General features: G+C 59.1%; 22 protein-coding genes and 1 other RNA gene. 6 read left to right on the top strand and 17 right to left on the bottom strand.

All coding sequences use genetic code 11. The annotated features are described in order from the left end of the window. Positions 1-2: 2 nt before the first annotated feature. The 9 genes from mraY to rsmI form a co-directional block, all read right to left on the bottom strand. A complete protein-coding gene (gene mraY, locus AB4N84_RS15965) occupies positions 3-1,085 on the bottom strand; it encodes a phospho-N-acetylmuramoyl-pentapeptide-transferase (protein WP_074753925.1) in 1,083 nt (360 codons plus the stop codon). Then, on the bottom strand, positions 1,085-2,455 hold the full coding sequence (locus AB4N84_RS15960) for a UDP-N-acetylmuramoyl-tripeptide--D-alanyl-D-alanine ligase (protein WP_460042184.1): 1,371 nt from the start codon (positions 2,453-2,455) through the stop codon (positions 1,085-1,087). The genes mraY and AB4N84_RS15960 overlap by 1 nt, the downstream gene beginning before the upstream one ends. Next, positions 2,448-3,911 carry a UDP-N-acetylmuramoyl-L-alanyl-D-glutamate--2,6-diaminopimelate ligase gene (locus tag AB4N84_RS15955; protein WP_460042183.1) on the bottom strand — a complete coding sequence of 488 codons (1,464 nt, stop codon included), beginning with the start codon at positions 3,909-3,911 and terminating at the stop codon, positions 2,448-2,450. Before AB4N84_RS15955 ends, AB4N84_RS15960 begins: the two co-directional genes overlap by 8 nt. After that, complete coding sequence (locus AB4N84_RS15950; RefSeq protein WP_074753919.1) at positions 3,911-5,659, bottom strand: peptidoglycan D,D-transpeptidase FtsI family protein; 1,749 nt, start codon at positions 5,657-5,659, stop codon at positions 3,911-3,913. The genes AB4N84_RS15955 and AB4N84_RS15950 overlap by 1 nt, the downstream gene beginning before the upstream one ends. Then, positions 5,656-5,949 (bottom strand): cell division protein FtsL, encoded by a 294-nt coding sequence (gene ftsL, locus AB4N84_RS15945; protein ID WP_074753917.1) that lies wholly within the window; start codon positions 5,947-5,949, stop codon positions 5,656-5,658. Before ftsL ends, AB4N84_RS15950 begins: the two co-directional genes overlap by 4 nt. Beyond that, positions 5,946-6,887 carry a 16S rRNA (cytosine(1402)-N(4))-methyltransferase RsmH gene (gene rsmH, locus AB4N84_RS15940; protein ID WP_460047037.1) on the bottom strand — a complete coding sequence of 314 codons (942 nt, stop codon included), beginning with the start codon at positions 6,885-6,887 and terminating at the stop codon, positions 5,946-5,948. The genes ftsL and rsmH overlap by 4 nt, the downstream gene beginning before the upstream one ends. Before the next feature lie 2 nt (positions 6,888-6,889). After that, positions 6,890-7,345, bottom strand: coding sequence for a division/cell wall cluster transcriptional repressor MraZ (gene mraZ, locus AB4N84_RS15935; RefSeq protein ID WP_037017349.1), 456 nt, complete (start codon positions 7,343-7,345; stop codon positions 6,890-6,892). Positions 7,346-7,652: 307 nt separating this feature from the next. After that, an RNA gene (gene rnpB, locus AB4N84_RS15930) (RNase P RNA component class A) lies at positions 7,653-8,010 on the bottom strand. An 87-nt stretch (positions 8,011-8,097) separates the two neighbouring features. Continuing rightward, on the bottom strand, positions 8,098-9,003 hold the full coding sequence (rsmI, locus tag AB4N84_RS15925; protein ID WP_460042182.1) for a 16S rRNA (cytidine(1402)-2'-O)-methyltransferase: 906 nt from the start codon (positions 9,001-9,003) through the stop codon (positions 8,098-8,100). 222 nt (positions 9,004-9,225) lie between these two features. On the opposite strand from rsmI, the gene AB4N84_RS15920 reads away from it, so the two are divergent. The 4 genes from AB4N84_RS15920 to AB4N84_RS15905 all read left to right on the top strand — a co-directional run bounded on the left by AB4N84_RS15920 (position 9,226) and on the right by AB4N84_RS15905 (position 12,740). After that, positions 9,226-11,040, top strand: coding sequence for a penicillin-binding protein activator (locus tag AB4N84_RS15920; protein ID WP_460042181.1), 1,815 nt, complete (start codon positions 9,226-9,228; stop codon positions 11,038-11,040). Further along, complete coding sequence (locus AB4N84_RS15915; protein ID WP_083370699.1) at positions 11,037-11,411, top strand: YraN family protein; 375 nt, start codon at positions 11,037-11,039, stop codon at positions 11,409-11,411. Before AB4N84_RS15920 ends, AB4N84_RS15915 begins: the two co-directional genes overlap by 4 nt. A 160-nt stretch (positions 11,412-11,571) precedes the next feature. Next, positions 11,572-12,165, top strand: coding sequence for a phosphoheptose isomerase (locus tag AB4N84_RS15910; protein WP_074753911.1), 594 nt, complete (start codon positions 11,572-11,574; stop codon positions 12,163-12,165). Then, positions 12,162-12,740, top strand: coding sequence for a BON domain-containing protein (locus AB4N84_RS15905; protein WP_460042180.1), 579 nt, complete (start codon positions 12,162-12,164; stop codon positions 12,738-12,740). Before AB4N84_RS15910 ends, AB4N84_RS15905 begins: the two co-directional genes overlap by 4 nt. A gap of 98 nt (positions 12,741-12,838) precedes the next feature. On the opposite strand, the gene AB4N84_RS15900 is transcribed toward AB4N84_RS15905, so the two are convergent. The 7 genes from AB4N84_RS15900 to rplM form a co-directional block, all read right to left on the bottom strand. After that, entirely contained in the window at positions 12,839-13,252 is a 414-nt protein-coding gene (locus tag AB4N84_RS15900; protein WP_074753907.1) for a ClpXP protease specificity-enhancing factor, read from the bottom strand. 18 nt (positions 13,253-13,270) lie between these two features. Further along, on the bottom strand, positions 13,271-13,888 hold the full coding sequence (locus tag AB4N84_RS15895; RefSeq protein ID WP_074753905.1) for a glutathione S-transferase N-terminal domain-containing protein: 618 nt from the start codon (positions 13,886-13,888) through the stop codon (positions 13,271-13,273). A 231-nt stretch (positions 13,889-14,119) separates the two neighbouring features. Beyond that, positions 14,120-14,902 (bottom strand): cytochrome c1, encoded by a 783-nt coding sequence (locus AB4N84_RS15890; protein WP_074753903.1) that lies wholly within the window; start codon positions 14,900-14,902, stop codon positions 14,120-14,122. Next, on the bottom strand, positions 14,902-16,113 hold the full coding sequence (locus AB4N84_RS15885; RefSeq protein WP_074753901.1) for a cytochrome b: 1,212 nt from the start codon (positions 16,111-16,113) through the stop codon (positions 14,902-14,904). The genes AB4N84_RS15890 and AB4N84_RS15885 overlap by 1 nt, the downstream gene beginning before the upstream one ends. Then, entirely contained in the window at positions 16,113-16,706 is a 594-nt protein-coding gene (gene petA, locus AB4N84_RS15880; protein ID WP_074753899.1) for a ubiquinol-cytochrome c reductase iron-sulfur subunit, read from the bottom strand. The genes AB4N84_RS15885 and petA overlap by 1 nt, the downstream gene beginning before the upstream one ends. 263 nt (positions 16,707-16,969) lie before the next feature. After that, a complete protein-coding gene (gene rpsI, locus AB4N84_RS15875; protein WP_074753897.1) occupies positions 16,970-17,362 on the bottom strand; it encodes a 30S ribosomal protein S9 in 393 nt (130 codons plus the stop codon). Between the two features lie 14 nt (positions 17,363-17,376). After that, positions 17,377-17,805 carry a 50S ribosomal protein L13 gene (gene rplM / locus AB4N84_RS15870; protein WP_019693576.1) on the bottom strand — a complete coding sequence of 143 codons (429 nt, stop codon included), beginning with the start codon at positions 17,803-17,805 and terminating at the stop codon, positions 17,377-17,379. A gap of 240 nt (positions 17,806-18,045) precedes the next feature. On the opposite strand from rplM, the gene AB4N84_RS15865 reads away from it, so the two are divergent. After that, positions 18,046-19,083: an NADP(H)-dependent aldo-keto reductase gene (locus AB4N84_RS15865; protein ID WP_460042179.1), complete on the top strand. Its 1,038-nt coding sequence runs from the start codon at positions 18,046-18,048 to the stop codon at positions 19,081-19,083. Positions 19,084-19,234: 151 nt separating this feature from the next. Here AB4N84_RS15865 and AB4N84_RS15860 read toward each other — a convergent pair whose 3' ends face one another. Beyond that, positions 19,235-20,371: an acyl-CoA dehydrogenase family protein gene (locus AB4N84_RS15860; protein ID WP_460042177.1), complete on the bottom strand. Its 1,137-nt coding sequence runs from the start codon at positions 20,369-20,371 to the stop codon at positions 19,235-19,237. A 245-nt stretch (positions 20,372-20,616) separates the two neighbouring features. On the opposite strand from AB4N84_RS15860, the gene AB4N84_RS15855 reads away from it, so the two are divergent. Beyond that, complete coding sequence (locus tag AB4N84_RS15855) at positions 20,617-21,513, top strand: GlxA family transcriptional regulator (protein ID WP_167362078.1); 897 nt, start codon at positions 20,617-20,619, stop codon at positions 21,511-21,513. Positions 21,514-21,531 lie beyond the last annotated feature (18 nt).

Genomic DNA, 21,531 nt, shown 5'->3' with positions numbered 1-21,531 from the left:
TTCTACCTCAGTTTCAACGTGGCAAGACCGATCAGCACGAGAATCACCGTGATGATCCAGAAACGGACGATCACGCGAGGCTCGGGCCAGCCTTTGAGTTCAAAGTGGTGGTGGATCGGCGCCATGCGGAAAACGCGGCGGCCGGTCAATTTAAAGGATGCGACCTGAATGACGACTGACAGGGTTTCCATCACGAACACGCCGCCCATGATGAACAGAACGATTTCCTGACGAACGATCACCGCGATGGTGCCAAGGGCTGCGCCCAGCGCCAGCGCGCCCACGTCGCCCATGAAGACTTGAGCGGGATAGGTGTTGAACCAGAGAAAGCCCAGACCCGCACCGATCAACGCGCCGCAGAACACAATCAGCTCGCCTGCGCCCGGCACGTAAGGAATCAGCAGGTACTCGGCGAATTTCACGTTGCCGGACAGGTAGCAGAAAATACCCAGCGCACCACCGACCATCACCGTCGGCAGGATCGCCAGGCCGTCCAGGCCATCGGTCAGGTTCACGGCGTTGCTGGAGCCGACGATCACGAAGTAGGTCAGGACGACGAAACCGATGCCCAACGGAATGCTGAAATCCTTGAGCATCGGGATCAGCAGCGTGGTTTCCACCGGGGATTGCGCAGTCATATAAAGGAAGATCGCAGCACCCAGGCCAAATACCGACTGCCAGAAGTACTTCCAGCGGCTTGGCAAGCCTTTGGAGTTTTTCTCGATCACCTTGCGGTAGTCGTCAACCCAGCCAATGCCACCAAACAACAGGGTCACGATGAGTACGACCCACACGTAACGGTTGCTCAGGTCAGCCCACAGCAGCGTACTGACGCCGATGGCGGACAGAATCAGCGCGCCGCCCATTGTCGGGGTGCCGGATTTGGACAGGTGCGATTGAGGACCGTCGTTACGGACGGATTGGCCGATCTGCTTGTTCTGCAGGGCACGGATCATCCAGGGACCGAGGCAGAGCGACAATGACAGTGCGGTGAGCACGCCAAGGATCCCGCGCAGGGTCAGGTACTGGAAGACCGCGAAGCCTTTGTAGAACTGTTGCAGATACTCGGCCAGCAGCAGCAGCATTAATGTTTCTCCAAGCTAGTAGCACACAGCGCCGCCACGACGTTTTCCATCGCGGCACTGCGGGAACCTTTGATCAAAAGGGTTGTGTTTTTATCTTGCTCGGCGCGCAGCGCCTCGATCAGGTCGGCCTGATTGGCAAAATGGCGCGCATCCTGCCCGAAAGCTTTGACGGCATGGGCCATCAGTGGACCAACGGCATACAGGGCATCAACCTTGCCGGCGGCGTACTCGCCGACGTCACGGTGCCCCTGCTCGGCCCAGTCGCCCAGCTCGCCGATATCGCCCAGCACCAGCACGGTACGGCCCGCGAAGCCGGCGAGAATATCGGTGGCCGCCGCCACGGAACCCGGGTTGGCGTTGTAGGTGTCATCGATCACGCGAACACCATTGGTCGCCAGTTGCGCAACGGTCCGCCCTTTGACCGGCTGAACGTCGTTGAGCCCGGTCACGATGCCCGGCAGCGACACGTCCAGCGCGTACGCGGCAGCCGCGGCGGCCAGCGCATTGGCAACGTTGTGCGCACCGAGAAGATTCAATTGAACCTGCGCCGAACCGGTTGGCCCGTTCAGCGTGAAGGTCGGGCAGCCGCGAGCATCGATGCCCAGGTCCGTAGCGTAAAAGTCCGCCAGGCCGCTGTTGCGAGAAAAACTCAGCACTTTACGACCGGCAGCGCGGGCCACCCAGATGTCGAATGCCTTGTCGTCGCGGTTCAACACCGCAACGCCGCGGGCATCGAGACCTTCGATGATTTCGCCTTTGGCTTGGACGATTTTCTCTGGCCCGCCGAATTCACCGACGTGCGCGGTCCCGGCGTTGGTGAGCACCACGACGTGAGGCTTGGTCAGGCTGACGGTAAAGGCGATTTCGCCGACCCGCGAGGCGCCCAGCTCGATGACCGCCGCGTCAACCGCAGGCGACAGTTCGAGCAAGGTGAGGGGAACACCCAGTTCGTTATTCAGGTTGCCACGGGTTGCCAGCACTGGACCCCGCGTACGCAAAATGCTCGCGAGCATTTCCTTGACCGTGGTTTTCCCGCTGGAACCAGTGATGGCAGCCACCGGCTTGTCTATAAAGGCGTTACGGTTCATCGCGCCCAACTGAGCGAGTGCCTTGCGAGTGTCGCCCACGATCAGTTGTGGCAACGAACTGCCTGGAATTTCGCGCTCGACCAATGCCCCTACCGCACCTTTGGCGGCAACCTGGTCAAGATAGTCGTGGCCGTCGAAACGCGGGCCGGTGAGCGCCACAAACAACTGACCCGGAGTGATTGCCCGGCTGTCGATGCTGACGCCGGTAAAGCTGCAATCATCGCCGACCCGACGCGCGTCGAGTGGCAGCAACAGTTCGCTGAACGAAAGTGGCTTAAGCATGTGCAGCCTCCCATGCGTCCAGTGCCTTGGCGGCTTCTTCAAGATCGGAAAACGGATGACGCTGGCCATCGATTTCCTGGTAATCCTCGTGCCCCTTGCCAGCCAGCACGATCACGTCGGCGGCTTGGGCCTGAGCGATGATCTGCGCGATGGCCTGACCACGACCGGCGACGAACGCGACGTTATCCACCGCGCTGAAGCCCGCCCGAATGTCGTCGAAGATACGCACAGGGTCTTCTGTTCTCGGGTTGTCGTCGGTCACCAGAACCTTGTCGGCCAGACGCTCGACCACTTCGGCCATCAACGGGCGTTTGCCGCGATCACGATCGCCCCCGCAACCGAACAGGCAGGTCAGTTGCCCTTTGGCATGCGGGCGCAATGCTGCGAGTACTTTTTCCAGCGCATCCGGCGTGTGGGCGTAATCAACGACCACCAATGGACGCGACCCGCCGCCCAGACGCTGCATGCGACCAACCGGGCCTTCGAGGCTCGGCAGCACTTTGAGAATGTCGTCCAGCGGGTAATCAAGGCCCATCAACGCGCCGACCGCTGCCAGCACGTTACTCAGGTTGAAGCGACCCAGCAGACTGCTGCGCAGGGCGTGATCGCCTTGCGGCGTCACGAGCGTGGCGCGCACGCCATCGTCATCGAAATGCGCGTCGCGGCAGAACAGATAGGCGCTGCTGTCTTCCTGGCTATACGTGATCAGGCGCGATGCATGAGGCGCGGCTGCCAGCTGGCGGCCGAACGCGTCGTCAAGGTTGATCACGCGGCAACGCAGGTCGTTCCAGGCAAACAGCTTGGCCTTGGCGGCGCCATAGGCTTCCATCGTGCCGTGATAATCCAGATGATCACGCGACAGGTTGGTCATGACGGCAACGTCGAATGCCAACGCCGTTACACGACCCTGATCCAGACCGTGCGACGACACTTCCATGGCGATGGCTTTGGCACCCGCCTTTTTCAGGTCGTAGATAGTGGACTGAACGGAAATCGGATCAGGTGTGGTGTGGATACCGCTTTTCAAATCGCTGTAGAAACCCGTACCCAGCGTACCGATCAGCCCGCAATGCTGACCCAGTTTGTCCAGGGCCTGCGCAATCAGTTGAGTGACGCTGGTCTTGCCGTTCGTGCCGGTCACCCCGACCAGGTTCATGGCGCGACTCGGGTCGCCGTAAAAACGGCCGGCGATGTCCGACAGCTGCCCAGCCAGCCCTTTGACCGGAATCATCGGGATATCAGTGATCGGAAGCACCTTGGCGCCTTCGACTTCATAGGCGACAGCGGCGGCGCCATGGGCGATGGCATCGGTGATGTGGTCGCGCCCATCGACCTTCAGACCCGGAATCGCCAGAAACAGATCGCCCGGACGCACCTTACGGCTGTCCAGCGTCAGTTCGCGAATCAACAGGTCACGATCGCTCTGGGAGAAAATCTTGCTCAAGTTAAAGGACATCAGCCGCGCCCTCCCTTGACTGGAACGGCGGCCGGAGCGGCGTTGGCTTGCTGTTCAGGTGGAATCGGTGCGAGGTTGTCCGGACGCACGTTCATGAGGCGCAATGTGCCCGACATTACTTTGCTGAACACGGGCGCGGAAACCAGGCCCCCGTAGTATCCACCTTTGCTCGGTTCATCAATGACCACCACTATCGCGTAACGCGGATTGCTCATCGGACCGAAGCCGGCGAACAGCGAGCGGTAGGAGTTCTCGGCGTAACCCTTGGTGCCGACCGACGTCTTGCGTGCGGTACCCGATTTGCCTGCTACGTGGTAGGACGGCACACGCGCACGATAAACGCCACGCGGGTCCTCGATGACTTGTTGCAGCATGCCTTGCAGGGTTTTCGCCGTCGCTTCCGGAATTGCCTGGGTCGACTCCGCGGGCTTGTCGGTTTTCAGGATGGTCAGCGGGACGATCTTGCCGTTATTGGCCAGCGCCGAGTAGGCGTGCACCAGTTGCAAAGCAGTGACCGAAAGACCGTAGCCGTATGACAGGGTCGCGGTTTCCGCCTTGCGCCATTCACGGTAGTTCGGCAGGTTGCCCACGCGCTCGCCCGGGAAGCCCAGGCCGGTGTACTGGCCGAGGCCGACACGCTGCATGGCACGGAAAATCGCTTCACCGCCGACGTCGAACGCAACTTTACTCATGCCCACGTTACTGGAGTTGATCAGGATGCCGGTCAGATCGAGGATCGGACCTTCGGTCTTGGTCACGTCACGGATGGTGTATTTACCGATCTGCAGCGTGCCTGGATAGACCTCGACCTTGTCGCTGGGCTTCCAGCGGCCACTGTCGAGCGCAGCGGTCATCGAGATCGGTTTCATGGTCGAACCCGGTTCAAACACGTCGATGATCGCGCGGTTACGCATGGCGGCCGGCACCATGGTGCGGCGGTTGTTCGGGTTGTAGGTAGGCTGATTGACCATCGCCAGCACTTCGCCGGTCTTCACGTCCATGATCACCAGGCTGCCGGCTTTGGCGTCATTCTCCTGAATCGCGTTACGCAGCTCGCGGGTCGCCAGATATTGCAGGCGCAGATCAATAGACAAAGCCAAGGTCTTCCCGGCCTTGGCGTTTTTCTTCACTTGCAGGTCTTTGATCAACCTGCCGCGCCGATCCTTGATGACTTGCCGTTTGCCCGGCACCCCCGCGAGCCAGTCGTCGTACGCAAGCTCGACACCTTCGCGACCGTGGTCGTCGAGGTCGGTGAATCCCACCATGTGCGCGGTGACATCACCGGCCGGATAGAAGCGACGGAATTCTTCCTTGCCGTAAACGCCCGGCACTTTCAGATCAAGTACAGACTGTCCCTGCTCCGGGGTAAGCCCGCGAACCAGATAGATGAACTCTTTGGTGGACTGTTCATTCAGACGCTCGGTGAGCGCCTTCGGGTCCTGACCCAGCGCCTGCGCCAGCAGACCCCATTTGCTCTTGTCGGCCTGCATCTCGGACGGGTTGGCCCAGATGGTGGTCACCGGCGTACTCACGGCCAAGGGCTCGCCGTTACGGTCGGTGATCAGCCCCCGGTGAGCCGGGATGGAAACGGTGCGCAAGCTGCGTGCGTCGCCCTGCTCGATCAGGAACCGATGATCGATGACCTGCAGGTCGACGATGCGATAGCAGATCGCCAAAACCATGATCGACAAGAGCCCGACCACGACGCGGAACCGCCAAGGATAGAGTGCCCCTTCGAGCTTCATCATGGCGACACCATCCGGATGTCCGCGGCGTTCGGGATACGCATTTTCAGCTGATCGGTTGCCAGCGCTTCGATACGGCTGTGTGCGGTCCAGGTGCTTTGCTCAAGAATCAACCGTCCCCACTCGGCTTGCGCCTTGTCGCGAACGCTGAGCTCGGCGTACAGCGAGTTGAGCAACTGACGATTCCAGTGAGCACTGTAGGAAACGGCGATTGCCGACACGAGGACGGCAATGAACAGCAGCATCATGAAGAAGCTGCCGGCCGGCAATGGCTTGAAGAAACCGCGGCTCACCGTAGTTTCTCCGCAACACGCATGACAGCACTGCGCGAACGTGGGTTGGCACGGGTTTCGTCATCAGAAGCAAATTGTGCCTTGCCGATAATTTTGATGCGTGGCTCGAATGCTTGATGGCGGATCGGCAGGTTGCGCGGCATGTTGTCCGCCTCGCCCTTGACCAGCTTGCGCATGAACAGTTTGACGATGCGGTCTTCCAGCGAATGGAAGCTGATGACGACCAGACGGCCACCAACCTCAAGGTTTTCCAGCGCAGCATCGAGGCCCGCTTCCAGATCGCCCAATTCGTTATTGACGTGAATACGCAGCCCTTGGAATGCGCGGGTCGCCGGGTTCTTGCCTTTTTCCCACGCAGGGTTGGCGACCTTCAGGACCTCAGCGAGGTCAGCGGTGCGTTCGAACGGCTGCGTTTCCCGACGGGCGACCACGGCACCGGCCATGCGCCGGGCGAAGCGCTCTTCGCCGTATTCCTTGAAGACACGCGCGATTTCTTCGGCAGGTGCCGTGTTGACGAACTCTGCCGCGCTGATCCCGCGAGACGGGTCCATGCGCATGTCCAGCGGACCATCATTCATGAAGCTGAAGCCGCGCTCGGGATCGTCCAGCTGCGGTGAGGAAACGCCAAGATCAAGCAGAACGCCGCTCACTTTTCCTGCCAGGCCGCGTTCCAGAGCTTCCGAACCGAGCTCGGCAAAGCTGCGCTGCACAATGACAAAGCGGCCGTCTTCGGCCGCCAGCGCTTGCCCTGTGGCAATCGCTTGAGGATCTTTATCGAACCCGAGAAGCCGGCCATCCGGCCCAAGGTTCTGCAGGATGAGACGACTGTGCCCGCCTCGCCCGAATGTGCCATCCAGATAGCAGCCATCAGCGCGCACCGCGAGAGCCTCGACGGCTTCTTCGAGCAGTACGGTGATGTGGGTAAAGCCGCTATTCATAGTCACAGGATCAAATCACGCAGTTCATCAGGCATCGCGCCCGGTTTTTGAATGGCCGCAAGGTCCGCATCAGCAAGTGCGTTCCAGGCGTCCTCATCCCACAGTTGAAACTTGTTCAGCTGGCCTACCAGCATCACTCGCTTGTCGAGCTTGGCGTACTCACGCAAACGTGGCGGCACCAGAAAACGCCCACTGCCATCCAGTTCCAGATCAACCGCGTTACCGATCAACAGTCGCTGCAGACGGCGGTTTTCTTCACGAAAAGTGGCGAGCTCACGCAATTTGGCTTCGATCAGCTCCCATTCCGGGAGTGGATAGATGCACAAGCATGGATCGACGGTATCAATGGTCACGATCAATTGGCCGGCGCTACGCGAATCCAACTCGTCACGGTACCGGCTCGGCATAGCGAGACGGCCCTTTGCATCGAGATTGATTGCGTTTGCACCACGAAACACAGGCGCGATCTCCGAATATTATCTTTTTGCGCTCAAAAAACCCACTTCACGCCACTTTCCGCCACTTGCGCACACTATAGGAATGCGCCCACCACACCGTCAAGGCGACTTCTTAAGGAAAACCCTTACAGGACGGAGATTTAGGAGAGGTAATGCAGGAGTTTTGAAAAAATTCGGAACGGTCCTACAGATAAATCCGAGCCCACTCAAAAAGATAAGGTTCGAAGTTAAAGTGATTTGTGAGGTTTAAGATTTTTTCGGTATTACGAGGAGGTTTCTGCGCGAGAAAAAACAGAGGAAGGAAAAGGTGGAGAGTCGATCTGTAAGCCGGGTTCTGTCGAGGACAGTCATTCCTCTACGATGGCCATCACTGGACATCTTTAGCAACCTACCCGGTTCCAGCGCGGGCCACGCCTTGGAACCCTATTTGGTCTTGCTCCGAGTGGGGTTTACCTAGCCACGAACTGTTGCCAGACGTGCGGTGCGCTCTTACCGCACCTTTTCACCCTTACCGGCACCGAAGTGCTTAGGCGGTTATTTTCTGTGGCACTTTCCGTAGGCTCACGCCCCCCAGGCGTTACCTGGCACTCCGCCCTATGGAGCCCGGACTTTCCTCCCCCCTTCATTGCGGAACAATGAAAGGCAGCGACTGTCCAATCGACTCTCCGCCGCCAAGGTTAATGGCAGGGAGGCACAAGAACAAGCTTTAATAAGCCTCTCGCACTTTTGCATGACGGGCCGACGGGCATCGGTCACTCGCCTTTCTGCTTCTCCAGCGCGACCTGGTACAGCAGATTCTTGCGCACCCCGGTGATCTCGGCAGCCAGCGCAGCCGCTCGTTTTAGCGGCATTTCCTGCAACAGCAGATCCAGCACGCGTCGGGCCTCGGTTCCGATGACATCTTCGCCTTCCGGCTCGCTCCAACCCGCCACCAGGACCACGCATTCGCCACGTTGCTGATTGCTGTCGCCTTCGACAAAAGCACGCAGCTCGCCCAACGGCAACCCTTTCAGGGTCTCGAACGTTTTGGTCAGCTCACGCCCCAGCACCGCCGGTCGGTCGGCCCCGAAAATCTCTTCCAGATCCTGCAGACACTCCAGAATCCGATGTGGCGCCTCATAGAAAATCACGGTGCGCGGTTCTTCTTTCAGCAATTCGAGACGCGCCTTGCGCCCCACCGTCTTGGCCGGCAGAAAGCCTTCGAAGATGAACCGGTCGGAGGGCAGACCTGCCGCTGAAAGCGCCGCGATCAGCGCACAGGCGCCAGGAACGGGAACGACCTGAATACCCGCCGCACGCGCCTGGCGCACCAGGTGATAACCGGGGTCGGAAATCAGCGGCGTCCCCGCATCCGAGATCAGCGCCACGTTATCACCCGCCAGCAAACGCGCAATGAATCGGCTGCCCTCGTCACGCTCGTTATGCTCGTGGCAAGCAGCCAGCGGCGTTGCTATGCCGAAATGTTGCATCAGCCGTAATGAATGCCGGGTATCTTCGGCGGCAATCAGGGCCACCTCGCGCAACACCTTAAGGGCACGCACACTCATGTCATCCAGGTTGCCAATTGGCGTGGCCACCACATAAAGCGAGCCTGTAGTGGAATTCAAAGCACCCGGAGCAGTCAAAGCGCACACCTCATGTTCGGTAAAAGCCGGCATTGTACAGGTTCGGGCGAGTCTCACAGGGAGATTGAAAAATGTACGGACACTTGCGCTCACACGTTTCCATGATCGCGTACCGACAGGAAAAACACCTGACTGAAGTGCTTCTTTGCCCTTCAGGACGACCTATATCGCCGCTTTAACGCCTACAACGTCGCGCCCCGGCCAGTGCTTGGGTACACTTCCACGCTAATTTGCTCGAGTATCAGGAACATATACATGATCGCTTGCCTGCGGCTGTTCTCTGCCCTCTGCCTGGCTGCCTTGTTGGCCGCTTGTGCCGGTTCGCCCTCCTCCAGCCTTGGCGAATTGCCACGCACCCCTGACGCCAGCATCGAGCAATTGCTCGAACAAGCTACCGCAGCGAAGTCGCCCGACCAGGCGGCATTGCTCCGACTGACCGCTGCCGACCTCGCCGCGCGCCAGAACAACCCGGGGCGCGCAGCCAGCATTCTCGAGCAGGTCCAGATGGATCAGCTCAAGACTGACAAACAGATCTACGCCAACACCCTGTCCGCCGAACTCGCATTGGGCCGTAGTCAGCCAAAAGCTGCACTGACTGCGCTCAACCATCCGAGCATGCAGCACCTGGGTGAAATGCCGGTCGATCTGCAGACCCGCACCCACACCGTTCGCGCCCGCGCACTGGAAGCCGACGGCCAGACCCTCGCCGCTGCCAGCGAACGTGTCTTCATGGGGCCACTGCTGCAAGGCGATGCCCTGACGGCCAACAACGATGCCATCTGGACACTCGTGGCCGCACTGCCTCCTGAGCAGCTCCAAAGCACGAGCAACGACGACATGGGCGGCTGGTTGAGCCTTGCCCGCGCGGTCAAAGGCGCCGGTACGCTGGAGCAACAACAGGCAGCGATCGACAACTGGAAAGCGCAGAATCCGCAGCACCCTGCCGCGCGTCAGTTGCCGACGCCCCTGGCTCAATTGCGCGACCTTAAAAGCGTGCCGCTGACAAAAATAGCGTTGCTGCTGCCTCAGGACGGCCCGCTCGCCTCTGTCGCCCGCGCCCTGCGTGACGGCTTCATGGCGGCCCATTATCAGGCTCAGCAAGCCGGTCAGAAACCACCGGCCATTGAAGTGTTCGACAGCTCCCGCGTGACGTCCATGGACGCGTTTTATGCACAGGCCAAAGCGGCTGGCGTGCAAATGGTGGTCGGCCCGCTGGAAAAACCCTTGGTCAAACAGCTGAGCGCTCATCCGCAACTGCCCATTACCACGCTGGCCCTGAACTACAGTGACGCCACCGCACAAGGCCCGGCCGAGCTGTTCCAGTTTGGTCTGGCCGCCGAAGACGAAGCGCGCGAAGTTGCACGCCGTGCCTGGGCAGACGGCAAGCGCAGCGCCGTGGCCATGGTGCCGAAAGGCGAATGGGGTGATCGCGTACTCGATGCCTTCCGTCAAAGCTGGCAGGCCAAGGGCGGTACTTTCCTTGGCGTCGAACGTATCGACCAGCCGGTAGCGTTGGCCCAGCAAGTCGCCGACCTGTTCCAGCTGCGCAACAGCGAAGGTCGCGCACAACGTCTGCAGAGCACCACCGGCGCGCAGATGGCGGCTCAGCCGAGTCGCCGCCAGGACGTCGACTTCATGTTCCTCGCTGCAACGCCGCAGCAAGCCCAGCAGATCAAACCCACCATGGTCTTCCAGTACGCAGGTGACGTGCCCGTCTATGCCACCTCGCACCTGTTTACCAACAGCGGCGACCAGGCGATGTACAACGACCTGGCTGGCGTGCGCTTCTGCGAAACCCCTTGGTTGCTGAATGCTGCCGATCCCCTGCGCCAGCAAGTGACCACGCAATGGCCTCAAGCGGGCGGCAGCCTGGGACGCCTGTACGCCATGGGCATCGATGCCTATCGCCTGGCGCCTCGCCTGACTCAGCTGAAAACACTGCCTGATAGCCGCATCGACGGCCTGTCAGGCAGTCTGGCCATCGGGCAAGGTCAGCGCATCGAGCGTCAACTGCCTTGGGCACAGTTCGTCGACGGCAAGGTCCAGCGCCTGCCGGACACCGCGCCTTGATCCCAGGCAACACGCGTAGAACCGCAGGGCAGGAGGCCGAAGCCTATGCCCTGCGGCACCTTCAAAAACACGGCTTACAGCTGATTACGCAGAACTGGTCATGCAAACGCGGCGAGCTTGATCTGGTCATGCTCGACGGCGATACAGTAGTATTCGTCGAAGTTCGCTATCGGCGCCACGCGGGTTGGGGTGGCGCACTGGAAAGCGTTGACGCTCGCAAGCAGGAAAAGCTCACATTGGCCGCACAATGGTTCCTGCAGCGCGAGTCGAAATGGGCAGACTCACCGTGCCGTTTCGATGTCGTCGCGATCAATGGCGATCCAGGGAACGGGCCTGCATTGAATTGGCTGCAGAACGCCTTCGACAGCTGATAATGCTGCCGATTGCCACCTGCTCCGGCACGCTCGCCGACACACAAACCCACACCGTTTTTTTGCTCTTTGCTTTGCGGGCTGCACAGTTTTGTGCCGGGAAGCCGATGACTGTCTTAGACGTCGCCCCGACCAGCCGCCCCTATTAAGGTTTTCATAGATGGACATGCAATCCCGAATTCGCCAGCTTTTTCAGGCCAGCATCGATACCAAGCAGCAGGCGATGGACGTTCTTGCACCCTACATCGAGCAAGCCAGCCAGGTGATGGTCAACGCCCTGCTCAACGAAGGCAAAATGCTTGCGTGTGGCAACGGCGGTTCGGCTGGCGACGCGCAGCACTTTTCTTCCGAGCTGCTCAACCGTTTCGAGCGTGAGCGACCGAGCCTGCCTGCCATTGCGCTGACCACGGACACGTCTACCATCACCTCGATCGCCAACGATTACAGCTACAACGAAATCTTTTCCAAACAGATCCGCGCCCTCGGCCAACCCGGCGACGTGTTGCTGGCGATCTCCACCAGCGGCAACTCGGCCAACATCATTCAGGCCATCCAGGCCGCACATGATCGGGAAATGATTGTCGTAGCACTGACCGGCCGCGACGGAGGTGACGTCGCGTCGCTGCTGTTGCCCGAAGACGTCGAAATCCGCGTCCCGGCCAAAGTCACTGCACGTATCCAGGAAGTCCACCTGCTGACGATCCACTGTCTCTGCGACTTGATCGACAGCCAATTGTTCGGGAGTGAAGAATGATATCCAAACGTCTCAGCCTGCTGGCCCTGACGCTCTGCCTGGGCATCAGCGGATGCAGCTCGGTGATCAACGCCAGCCGCGAAGCCCCGATCGATGACGATCGCGGCACACGCACCTTCGGCAGCAAGATCGACGATTCGCTGATCGAAACCAAGGTCGCGGTAAACGTCGCCAAGGCCAGCCCTGACCTGGACAACAACTCGCACATCGTCGTGACCAGCTTCAACGGTGTGGTCCTGCTGGCCGGCCAGACACCCCGCGCCGACCTCAAGCAACTGGCCGAACAAACCGCCAGCCAGGTGCAGAAGGTCAAGAAGGTCAATAACGAACTGCAAGTGATCGAGCCTTCCTCAATGCTGGCTCGCAGCAACGATGCCTGGCTGACCAGCAAGATCAAGACCGAGATGCTGACCGACAGCGCCATTCCCGGCTCGCGCATCAAAGTCGTGACCGAGAACGGCATCGTTTACCTGCTGGGCCTGCTGACTCAGGCCGAAGCCACCCGCGCAACCAACCTGGTTCAGGGCGTTTCCGGCGTGCAGAAGATCGTGAAACTGTTTGAGTACATCGACTGAAGCTTCAACACAGGCAAGCGCGCTCCTACAGTTACAATCGACACCCCATAAAAAAGGCGATCCCGAGGGATCGCCTTTTTTTGTTTACAACGCAGTCACTACTTGACCACTTTCAGACTCGGCCGGCCGCTTGGGCGCGGTGGCTCATCATCCGGTGGCGGCATGTCATCTTCGACGTCCAGGTCTTCATCGTCATCCACGGCAGGTTCCAGATCGAAGACCATGCCCTGACCGTTTTCACGGGCGTAAATACCCATGACCGCGGCAACGGGAACGTACAGGCTGTGTGGAACACCACCAAAACGACCTTCGAAGCTCACGGCATCGTTGTCCATGTGCAGATGACGCACAGCACTCGGCGAAATATTGAGAACGATCTGGCCGTCATTGGCAAAACCTTGCGGGACTTGCACCGCCGGGTATTCGGCATTGACCAGAATGTGCGGCGTGCAATCGTTATCCACGATCCACTCATAAAGCGCGCGGATCAGATAGGGGCGACTGGAGTTCATCGAACGGTTCCTTAGGCCTTAGCGCATGTCGCGTTCGGCAGCAGACAGACTTGCCTGGAATGCCTCACGCGCAAACTGGCGCTCCATATAATCAAGCAGCGGCTTGGCAGGCCGCGGCAACTCGATACCCAGAATCGGCAGGCGCCAGAGTATGGGCAATAGACAGCAGTCGACCAGACTTTGCTCGTCACTGAGGAAAAAAGGTTTTTCCGCAAACAGTGGCGAGACGCCGGTCAGACTTTCGCGCAGCTCCTTGCGCGCCTGCACACGAGCAGCTTCTTTGCTGCGCGGATCCAGAATCAGATCCACCAAACCGCACCAGTCACGCTGGATCCTGTGGATCAGCAAACGGCTGTTGGCGCGTGCGACAGGGTATACCGGCAGTAAAGGTGGATGAGGATAACGCTCATCCAGGTATTCCATGACAACCGTCGACTCGTACAACGCCAGGTCACGATCGACCAGCGTCGGCACGCTGCCATACGGATTCACCTCGATCAGTTTCGCCGGATGGCGACCCTCTACAACATCGATGATCTCGGCGCTGACACCTTTCTCGGCGAGCACAATGCGCACGCGATGGGAATAGTGGTCGGCGGGGTCGGAGTAACAGGCCAACCGATTGGTCACGCCCATGGCGGTCCTCCTCGCTTGTTAAATATATTCAGAAGCAGAAACAACGAACGCGCCCTGAAGGCGCCTCCGGCAACATCCACAATGAGCGGGTGTTCGTCGCGGGCGACAAGATAGCTCATTTACTCAAAGTAAATTCTGCAATCTTTCGCCCGCCACTATACCCGCTCTGCGGTCATTACCCGAACGAGGCTCTCAAGAGCGCGTTACGTCTACAGCCGAACCGACATCCCTTCAGTGCACATCCTTCCAGTATTCGCGTTTGAGCAGGTACGCGAAGATGAACAGGATCGCCAGGTACAAGAGCACGTAAGTGCCGATGCGCTGGTGTTGCAGCTTGACCGGGTTCGCCGAATACGCGAGGAAGGTCACCAGGTTTTTGATCTTTTCGTCGAACTGCTCTTCAGTGAGCGTGCCGGTCTTGGGCACGATCGTCAGCTGATCACAGGCCTCGTGCGTGAGTGGGGAACCTGTCAGCGGGTCATATTGCTTCTTGTCGCCCTCGACCACCTGCACCTGCTTGCAACCGATGATCTGACGCCCCTGCAGGCCGACGAGCACGTTAGGCATACCCACGTTGGGGAAAACCTTGTTGTTCACGCCCCAGGGCCGCGCAGGGTCCTCGTAGAACGAGCGCAGATAGCCGTAGAGCCAGTCTGTCCCACGCACCCGCGCCACCAGGGTCAGATCGGGTGGCGCAGCGCCGAACCAGGTCTTGGCATCCGCAGGCTGCATGCCGGCCACCATGTGATCGCCGATCTTGGCGCCCGTGAATACCAGCTTGTCGAGCATCAATTCGTGAGGAATGCCAAGGTCATCCGCGACCCGCTCATAACGCTGGAACTTGGCGCTGTGGCAACCCATGCAGTAGTTCACGAAGGTGCGTGCACCGTCCTGCATGGCAACCTTGTCGGAAACATCGATGTCGACGCTTTCCAGTTCCGGGCCACCGTGTTCGGCAGCGAACGACAACACAGGCAAGGCAGCGAGAATAAAAACAGCCAATAGCTTTTTCATTAGCCAGTCACCCTTTCCGGAACCGGTTTTGTCTTCTCCATGCGCGTGTAGAACGGCATCAGGATGAAGTAGGCGAAGTACACGAACGTACACACCTGTGACAGCAAAGCGCGCCCGGGGCTGGGCGGAAGAACCCCCAGAATCCCGAGAATCACGAAGGCCACACAAAACAGCAGCAACCAGATCCGGCTGAGCCAGCCTTTGTACCGCATCGACCTGACCGGACTGCGATCAAGCCACGGCAAGACGAACAGCACTGCGATCGCCGCGCCCATGGCCATAACCCCCATGAGCTTGTCCGGGATCGCACGCAAGATCGCGTAGAACGGCGTGAAGTACCAGACCGGCGCGATGTGCTCCGGCGTCTTGAAAGCGTTGGCCTGTTCGAAGTTCGGCTTCTCCAGAAAGTACCCGCCCATTTCCGGAAAGAAGAACACGATCGAGCAGAAAATGAAGAGGAACACCACCACGCCGACGATATCCTTCACCGTGTAATACGGGTGGAAGGCGATGCCGTCGAGCGGCTTGCCGTTTTCGTCCTTGTGCTTCTTGATGTCGATGCCATCAGGGTTGTTGGAACCGACCTCGTGCAGCGCCAGCACGTGCAACACCACCAGCCCGAGAATCACGATAGGCAACGCCACGACGTGCAGGGCGAAGAAGCGGTTCAGGGTGATCCCCGAGATCAGGTAGTCGCCCCGAATCCACTGGGTCAGGTCATTGCCGATGACCGGGATCGCACCGAACAGCGAGATGATGACCTGGGCACCCCAATACGACATCTGCCCCCATGGCAACAGATAACCCATGAACGCTTCGGCCATCAGTGCCAGGTAAATCAACATGCCGAAGATCCACACCAACTCCCGGGGTTTCTGGTAGGAGCCATAGAGCAGGCCACGGAACATGTGCAGGTACACGACGATGAAAAACGCCGACGCGCCGGTGGAGTGCAGCAGGCGCAGGATCGAACCGTACTCGACGTCCCGCATGATGTACTCGACGGACGCAAAAGCCTCCTCCGCCGAGGGCGTGTAACTCATCGTCAGCCAGACGCCAGTCACGATCTGGTTCACCAGCACCAACAGCGCCAGCGAGCCGAAGAAGTAGAAGAAGTTGAAGTTCTTAGGAGCGTAATACTTACTGAGGTGATCTTCCCACATGGAGGTCGCAGGGAAGCGCGCATCGATCCAGTCCATGAATTTGCTCATTACGCTTTCTCCTGATCGACACCAATGACGATGATTGAGTCCGACTCGTAGGAATGCGGCGGCACTGGCAGATTCAGCGGTGCAGGTTGCGCTTTGTAAACGCGCCCAGCCAGGTCGTAGTGAGAGCCGTGACAAGGACAGAAGTAGCCGCCGACCCAGTCTTTACCGAGGTCAGCGGGCGCGACTTCGGGTCGGAAGGTGGGAGAGCAGCCCAGGTGAGTACAGATCCCGATCAGCAGCAACATCTCGGGCTTGATCGAGCGAACCACAGGGTCAACGTAGGCAGGTTGAGTGGAGTTCTTGGACTCCGGATCGGACAGCTGGGCGGTGATCTTGCCCAGGTTCGTGAGGATTTCCGGCGTGCGGTGAACGATGAAGACCGGCTGGCCACGCCATTCGGCAATCATCTGCTGCCCTGGCTCGATCTTGCTGATATTAACTTTCACGGGGGCGCCAGCCGCTTTGGCCTTGGCACTGGGAAACCATGACCCCACGAACGGGACCGCAGCCCCCACCGCTCCTGCAGCGCCGACCACAGACGTGGCCGCGACAAGGAAGCGACGCCGGCCTGCATTCACGCCGTCATTGCTCATTCCGTCCTCTCCCATCAGCTTTTAGAGGCCCGCTTGGTCAGGCTTCTCTTTGAATTATTTTTCTAGCTGTCAAAAAAATCCTGCCGAATGGCAATGACAAGGCCCTGATAGTCGCAAGGGCATTACCTTTTGGCGAAAACGGGAGGCCTTATGGTACGGGGCATCCACGGATGAGTCGTGTCGTCACACCCAATAATAGACGCCCATAAAAAAACGCCCAGTTCCAAGAGGAAACTGAGCGTTCTTTTTGAACGAAAAGCGAATTAACGCTTCGAGTACTGCGGACGCTTACGCGCTTTACGCAGACCGACTTTCTTACGTTCAACTTCGCGAGCATCGCGAGTAACGAAGCCTGCTTTGCGCAGAGCGCCACGCAGCGTTTCGTCGTATTGCATCAGAGCGCGGGTGATACCGTGGCGGATTGCGCCAGCTTGACCACTCACGCCACCGCCGATGACAGTGACGTAGATGTCGAATTTTTCGACAGTCTCGGTCAGTTCCAGAGGCTGGCGAACTACCATGCGGGCAGTTTCGCGGCCGAAGAACGTGTCCAGGGAGCGGTTGTTGATGGAGATGTTACCGGTGCCCGGACGCAGGAAAACGCGAGCGGTTGCGGTCTTGCGACGGCCAGTGCCGTAATTTTGAGTCGCCGACATAATGAACTATTCCGTTAAAACTTCAGTTCTTGGGGCTGCTGAGCAGTATGAGGGTGTGCAGCGCCCGCATAGACTTTCAGCTTACGATACATGTCGCGACCCAGCGGGTTCTTAGGCAGCATGCCTTTGACCGCGGTCTCGATCACGCGCTCAGGAGCTTTGGCGATCAGCTTTTCAAAGTTGATCGACTTGATCCCGCCCGGGAAACCGGAGTGAGAGTAGTAGATCTTGTCGGTGGTTTTGGCACCAGTAACGCGGATTTGCTCAGCGTTGATCACGACGATGTAGTCGCCGGTGTCAACGTGCGGAGTGTATTCCGGTTTGTGCTTGCCACGCAGACGGCTCGCGATTTCAGTGGCCAGACGACCCAGGGTCTGACCAGCAGCGTCGACGACGAACCAGTCGCGCTTTACTGTTTCCGGTTTAGCGGTAAAAGTTTTCATTCTTTATAGCCTCAAAGGCCGCCCTGAAAAATAGACGGCGGAGCATACTCATTAGTACGGTCTTTGACAAGTCAAAGGCCGCCGGGCACGAACGCTATAGGGGGCTCGGGTCAGCGCGTTCGATCGCAGCGGTGTCTTGTGTCGCAGGGCATCACTCCCACGGCAAAGAGACGCGGAATTATGCAGATTGCGAAAAAAATTTCAACCTGCTTTTATGGTTCTTTTAAACAGGAGAGCCAGATGGACTATCGCAAACTGGGCAGAACCGACCTCAATGTCAGCGCAATCTGCCTCGGCACGATGACCTGGGGCGAGCAAAACAGCGAGTCCGAGGCCTTCGCTCAGATCGAAAGGGCCAAAGCGGCGGGGATCAATTTCATGGACACGGCCGAGATGTACCCGGTCCCGCCCAAGAAAGAAACCTATGCCAGCACCGAGACCATTATCGGCAACTGGTTCAAAAAGACCGGCGACCGCGCCGACTGGATTCTCGCCAGCAAGATCGCCGGTCCCGGCAACGGCATCGACTACATTCGTGACGGCCAGCTGAAATTCAACCGCGACCACATCGTTGCCGCCGTCGACGCCAGCCTGAAACGCCTGCAGACCGACTACCTGGACCTGTACCAACTGCATTGGCCGGAGCGCAGCACCAACTTCTTCGGCAAGCTGGGTTACACCCACAGCGACGACGCGTTCACGCCGCTGCTTGAAGTGCTTGAGGCGCTGGACGAACAGGTCAAGGCGGGCAAGATCCGTCACGTCGGCCTCTCCAACGAAACGCCGTGGGGCACCATGAAGTTTCTGGCTGAGTCTGACACTCACGGCCTGACACGCCCGGTGTCGATCCAGAACCCGTACAACTTGCTCAACCGCAGCTTCGAAGTCGGTCTGGCGGAAATCGCGATCCGTGAAGAATGCGGCCTGCTGGCGTATTCACCTATGGCCTTCGGCATGCTGTCCGGCAAGTACGCTGACGGCGCACGACCGGCAAAAGGTCGCCTGAGCCTCTACAGCCGCTTCACCCGCTACTTCAACCCGCAGTCGGAAGCTGCCTGCGCCCGCTACGTCGCTTTGGCCCGTGAACACGGCCTGGACCCGGCACAAATGGCCCTGGCGTTCGTCACCAGTCGCCCGTTCGTGACCAGCAACATCATCGGTGCGACGACGCTGGAACAGCTCGAGAGCAACCTGGAGAGCTTCAATCTGGTGTTGTCGGAAGAGGTACTGGCGGGTATTGAGGCGATTCACAAGGATCAGCCGAATCCTGCGCCTTAATCATTTGGCTGACGCTGAATGACACCTGTGGGAGCGAATTCATTCGCGAGAGGCCATTACGGTCGATACACATGTCTCGCCTGACACCCTTTCGCGAATAAATTCGCTCCCACAGGATTTGGTTGGATATAAGCCTTGTGATTAACCCTTCCTACAGCGATCGCGCGATGATCTCTTTCATGATCTCGTTGGTGCCCGCATAAATCCGCTGCACCCGCGCATCCGCCCATGCCCGTGCAATCGGGTACTCCCACATGAAGCCGTAACCCCCATGCAGTTGCACGCACTCGTCGAGCACCTTGCACTGCAGGTCCGTGGACCAATACTTGGCCATCGCGGCCGTCGGCACGTCGAGCTTGCCCTCCAGATGCAACGCCAGGCACTGATCGATGAACGTGCGGCCGATCTGCACTTCCGTGGCGATCTCAGCCAGTTTGAAGCGTGTGTTTTGAAAATCCGCGATGGCTTGCCCGAATGCCTTGCGCTCACGCGTGTAGGTCAACGTCCACTGCAACGCCGCCTCGGCCGACGCAATCGCGCCAATGGCCACCGTGAGACGCTCCTGCGGCAGTTCCTGCATCAGGTAGGCGAACCCCATCCCGGCCTGCCCCAAGAGGTTCTCCTTGGGCACGCGTACGTCCTGGAAGAACAACTCCGACGTGTCTTGCGCCTTCATACCGACTTTTTCCAGACGCTTGCCCTTCTCGAAACCGGGCGTACCCGCCTCGACAAGGAAAAGACTCGTACCCTTGGCGCCAGCCTTGGGATCGGTCTTGGCCACCACGATCACCAGGTCCGCAAGAAAGCCGTTGGTGATGAACGTTTTGGAACCGTTGATCACGTACTCATCACCCTCCAGCACGGCAGTCGTCTTGACGCCCTGAAGATCGGAGCCTGCGCCCGGCTCAGTCATCGCAATCGCCGTTACCAACTCCCCCGACACCATCTTAGGCAAGTACTTCTGCTTCAGCGCCTCGCTGCCGTAGTGCAGGATGTAAGGCGCAACGATGTCCGAATGCAGGGAAAATCCGATGCCGGTCAGTCCCAACCGGTAGATCTCTTCGATCACCACGGTGGTGTACAGGAAGTCCGCCGCCATGCCGCCGTATTCTTCCGGCAGGTGCGAGCACAACATGCCCTGCTCTCCCGCCTTGTTCCAAAGCGCACGGTCGACATGCCCCTGCTTCTCCCACTGCGCATGAAACGGGGCGGCTTCCTGCTCGAGAAACTTGCGGACGCTGTCACGGAAAAGCTCGTGCTCGGAACTGAAAAGTGTTCTTGGAAGCATGGGACACCTTGGGCTGGAGGGATTGTCGGACAAATCGCTGACAGAGCGTATGCCGGGCAGGATGACGACGACACTGGACACATCCGACAAAAAATAAGACGATCACGCCGTTGCTTGACCACTTTCCCATATAAGAACAACAGATTATGTCTACTCAACACTCCGTGCCGTTGCGGCGCGTCAGCATTCTCGCGATCGACGGAATTTTCGCTTCCACCCTCACCCAAGCCAAAGACTTCTTCCATCTGGCCAGCCTGCGGTACGGCAAACAGTTGGGTCAGGGCCTCAAGCCTGCGTTCGAAACCCGACTGGTCAGCCCGGACGGCCAGCAGGTCCGCAGCTTCAGCGAAGTCGTGTTGCCGGTCGACGGCACGCTGGAAAACGCCGACATCATCATCCTTCCGGCCTTCGTCGAAAACTTCGACACCCTGCGTGCGCGCTATCCGCAGATTCTGCCCTGGCTGCGCGAGCAGCACGCCCGAGGCGCGGTCTTGTGCGGCGAAGCCAGCGGCGTGTTCTGGCTGGCCGAAGCCGGCCTGCTCGATGGCAAGGAGGCGACCACCTACTGGCGCTTCTTCAATGAGTTCGCCGAGCGCTTCCCGAATGTGTTGCTCAATCAGGAAAAACACCTGACCGACGCCGACAACCTGTATTGCGCAGGCGGCACCATCTCGGCGTGCGATCTCTATATCTACCTGATCGAGCGCTTCTGCGGCGCCAACGTGGCGCAGACCGTTGCGCGAGACATCCTGTACGAAGTCCAGCGCAGCTACGCACCGGGGCGCATGGGATTTGGCGGGCAGAAACTGCACCAGGACGTGATCATCCTGCAGATCCAGCATTGGCTCGAAGAGCACTTTGCCGACAAATTCCGCTTCGAGGACGTCGCGCGCGAACACGGCATGAGCATTCGCAACTTCATGCGCCGCTTCCAGACCGCGACGGGGGACAAGCCGCTGCATTATCTGCAACGGCTGCGTATTGAAACCGCCAAAGGACTGCTGTCCGGGTCGCGCAAAAGCATCAAGACCATCAGCTACGAAGTCGGCTACGACGATGCCAGCTTCTTCGCACGACTGTTCCGGCAACACACCGACCTGTCACCTAATCAGTATCGCCAGCAGTTTCAGCAGGCGGCCTGAAACAAAAAAGCCCTGCAG

The organism is Pseudomonas sp. S2_H01 (assembly GCF_054668305.1).
The sequence above is the reverse complement of the archived record's forward strand: the minus strand, read 5'-3'. Positions and strand labels throughout refer to the sequence as shown.

Bases quoted from the DNA above. Each gene is read 5' to 3' on its own strand.
- mraY (WP_074753925.1), bottom strand. From the start codon at position 1,085: ATGCTGCTGCTGCTGGCCGAGTATCTGCAACAGTTCTACAAAGGCTTC.
- AB4N84_RS15960 (WP_460042184.1), bottom strand. From the start codon at position 2,455: ATGCTTAAGCCACTTTCGTTCAGCGAACTGTTGCTGCCACTCGACGCG.
- AB4N84_RS15955 (WP_460042183.1), bottom strand. From the start codon at position 3,911: ATGTCCTTTAACTTGAGCAAGATTTTCTCCCAGAGCGATCGTGACCTG.
- AB4N84_RS15950 (WP_074753919.1), bottom strand. From the start codon at position 5,659: ATGATGAAGCTCGAAGGGGCACTCTATCCTTGGCGGTTCCGCGTCGTG.
- rsmH (WP_460047037.1), bottom strand. From the start codon at position 6,887: ATGAATAGCGGCTTTACCCACATCACCGTACTGCTCGAAGAAGCCGTC.
- rsmI (WP_460042182.1), bottom strand. From the start codon at position 9,003: ATGCCGGCTTTTACCGAACATGAGGTGTGCGCTTTGACTGCTCCGGGT.
- AB4N84_RS15920 (WP_460042181.1), top strand. From the start codon at position 9,226: ATGATCGCTTGCCTGCGGCTGTTCTCTGCCCTCTGCCTGGCTGCCTTG.
- AB4N84_RS15910 (WP_074753911.1), top strand. From the start codon at position 11,572: ATGGACATGCAATCCCGAATTCGCCAGCTTTTTCAGGCCAGCATCGAT.
- AB4N84_RS15905 (WP_460042180.1), top strand. From the start codon at position 12,162: ATGATATCCAAACGTCTCAGCCTGCTGGCCCTGACGCTCTGCCTGGGC.
- AB4N84_RS15900 (WP_074753907.1), bottom strand. From the start codon at position 13,252: ATGAACTCCAGTCGCCCCTATCTGATCCGCGCGCTTTATGAGTGGATC.
- AB4N84_RS15895 (WP_074753905.1), bottom strand. From the start codon at position 13,888: ATGGGCGTGACCAATCGGTTGGCCTGTTACTCCGACCCCGCCGACCAC.
- AB4N84_RS15890 (WP_074753903.1), bottom strand. From the start codon at position 14,902: ATGAAAAAGCTATTGGCTGTTTTTATTCTCGCTGCCTTGCCTGTGTTG.
- AB4N84_RS15885 (WP_074753901.1), bottom strand. From the start codon at position 16,113: ATGAGCAAATTCATGGACTGGATCGATGCGCGCTTCCCTGCGACCTCC.
- petA (WP_074753899.1), bottom strand. From the start codon at position 16,706: ATGAGCAATGACGGCGTGAATGCAGGCCGGCGTCGCTTCCTTGTCGCG.
- rpsI (WP_074753897.1), bottom strand. From the start codon at position 17,362: ATGTCGGCGACTCAAAATTACGGCACTGGCCGTCGCAAGACCGCAACC.
- rplM (WP_019693576.1), bottom strand. From the start codon at position 17,805: ATGAAAACTTTTACCGCTAAACCGGAAACAGTAAAGCGCGACTGGTTC.
- AB4N84_RS15865 (WP_460042179.1), top strand. From the start codon at position 18,046: ATGGACTATCGCAAACTGGGCAGAACCGACCTCAATGTCAGCGCAATC.
- AB4N84_RS15860 (WP_460042177.1), bottom strand. From the start codon at position 20,371: ATGCTTCCAAGAACACTTTTCAGTTCCGAGCACGAGCTTTTCCGTGAC.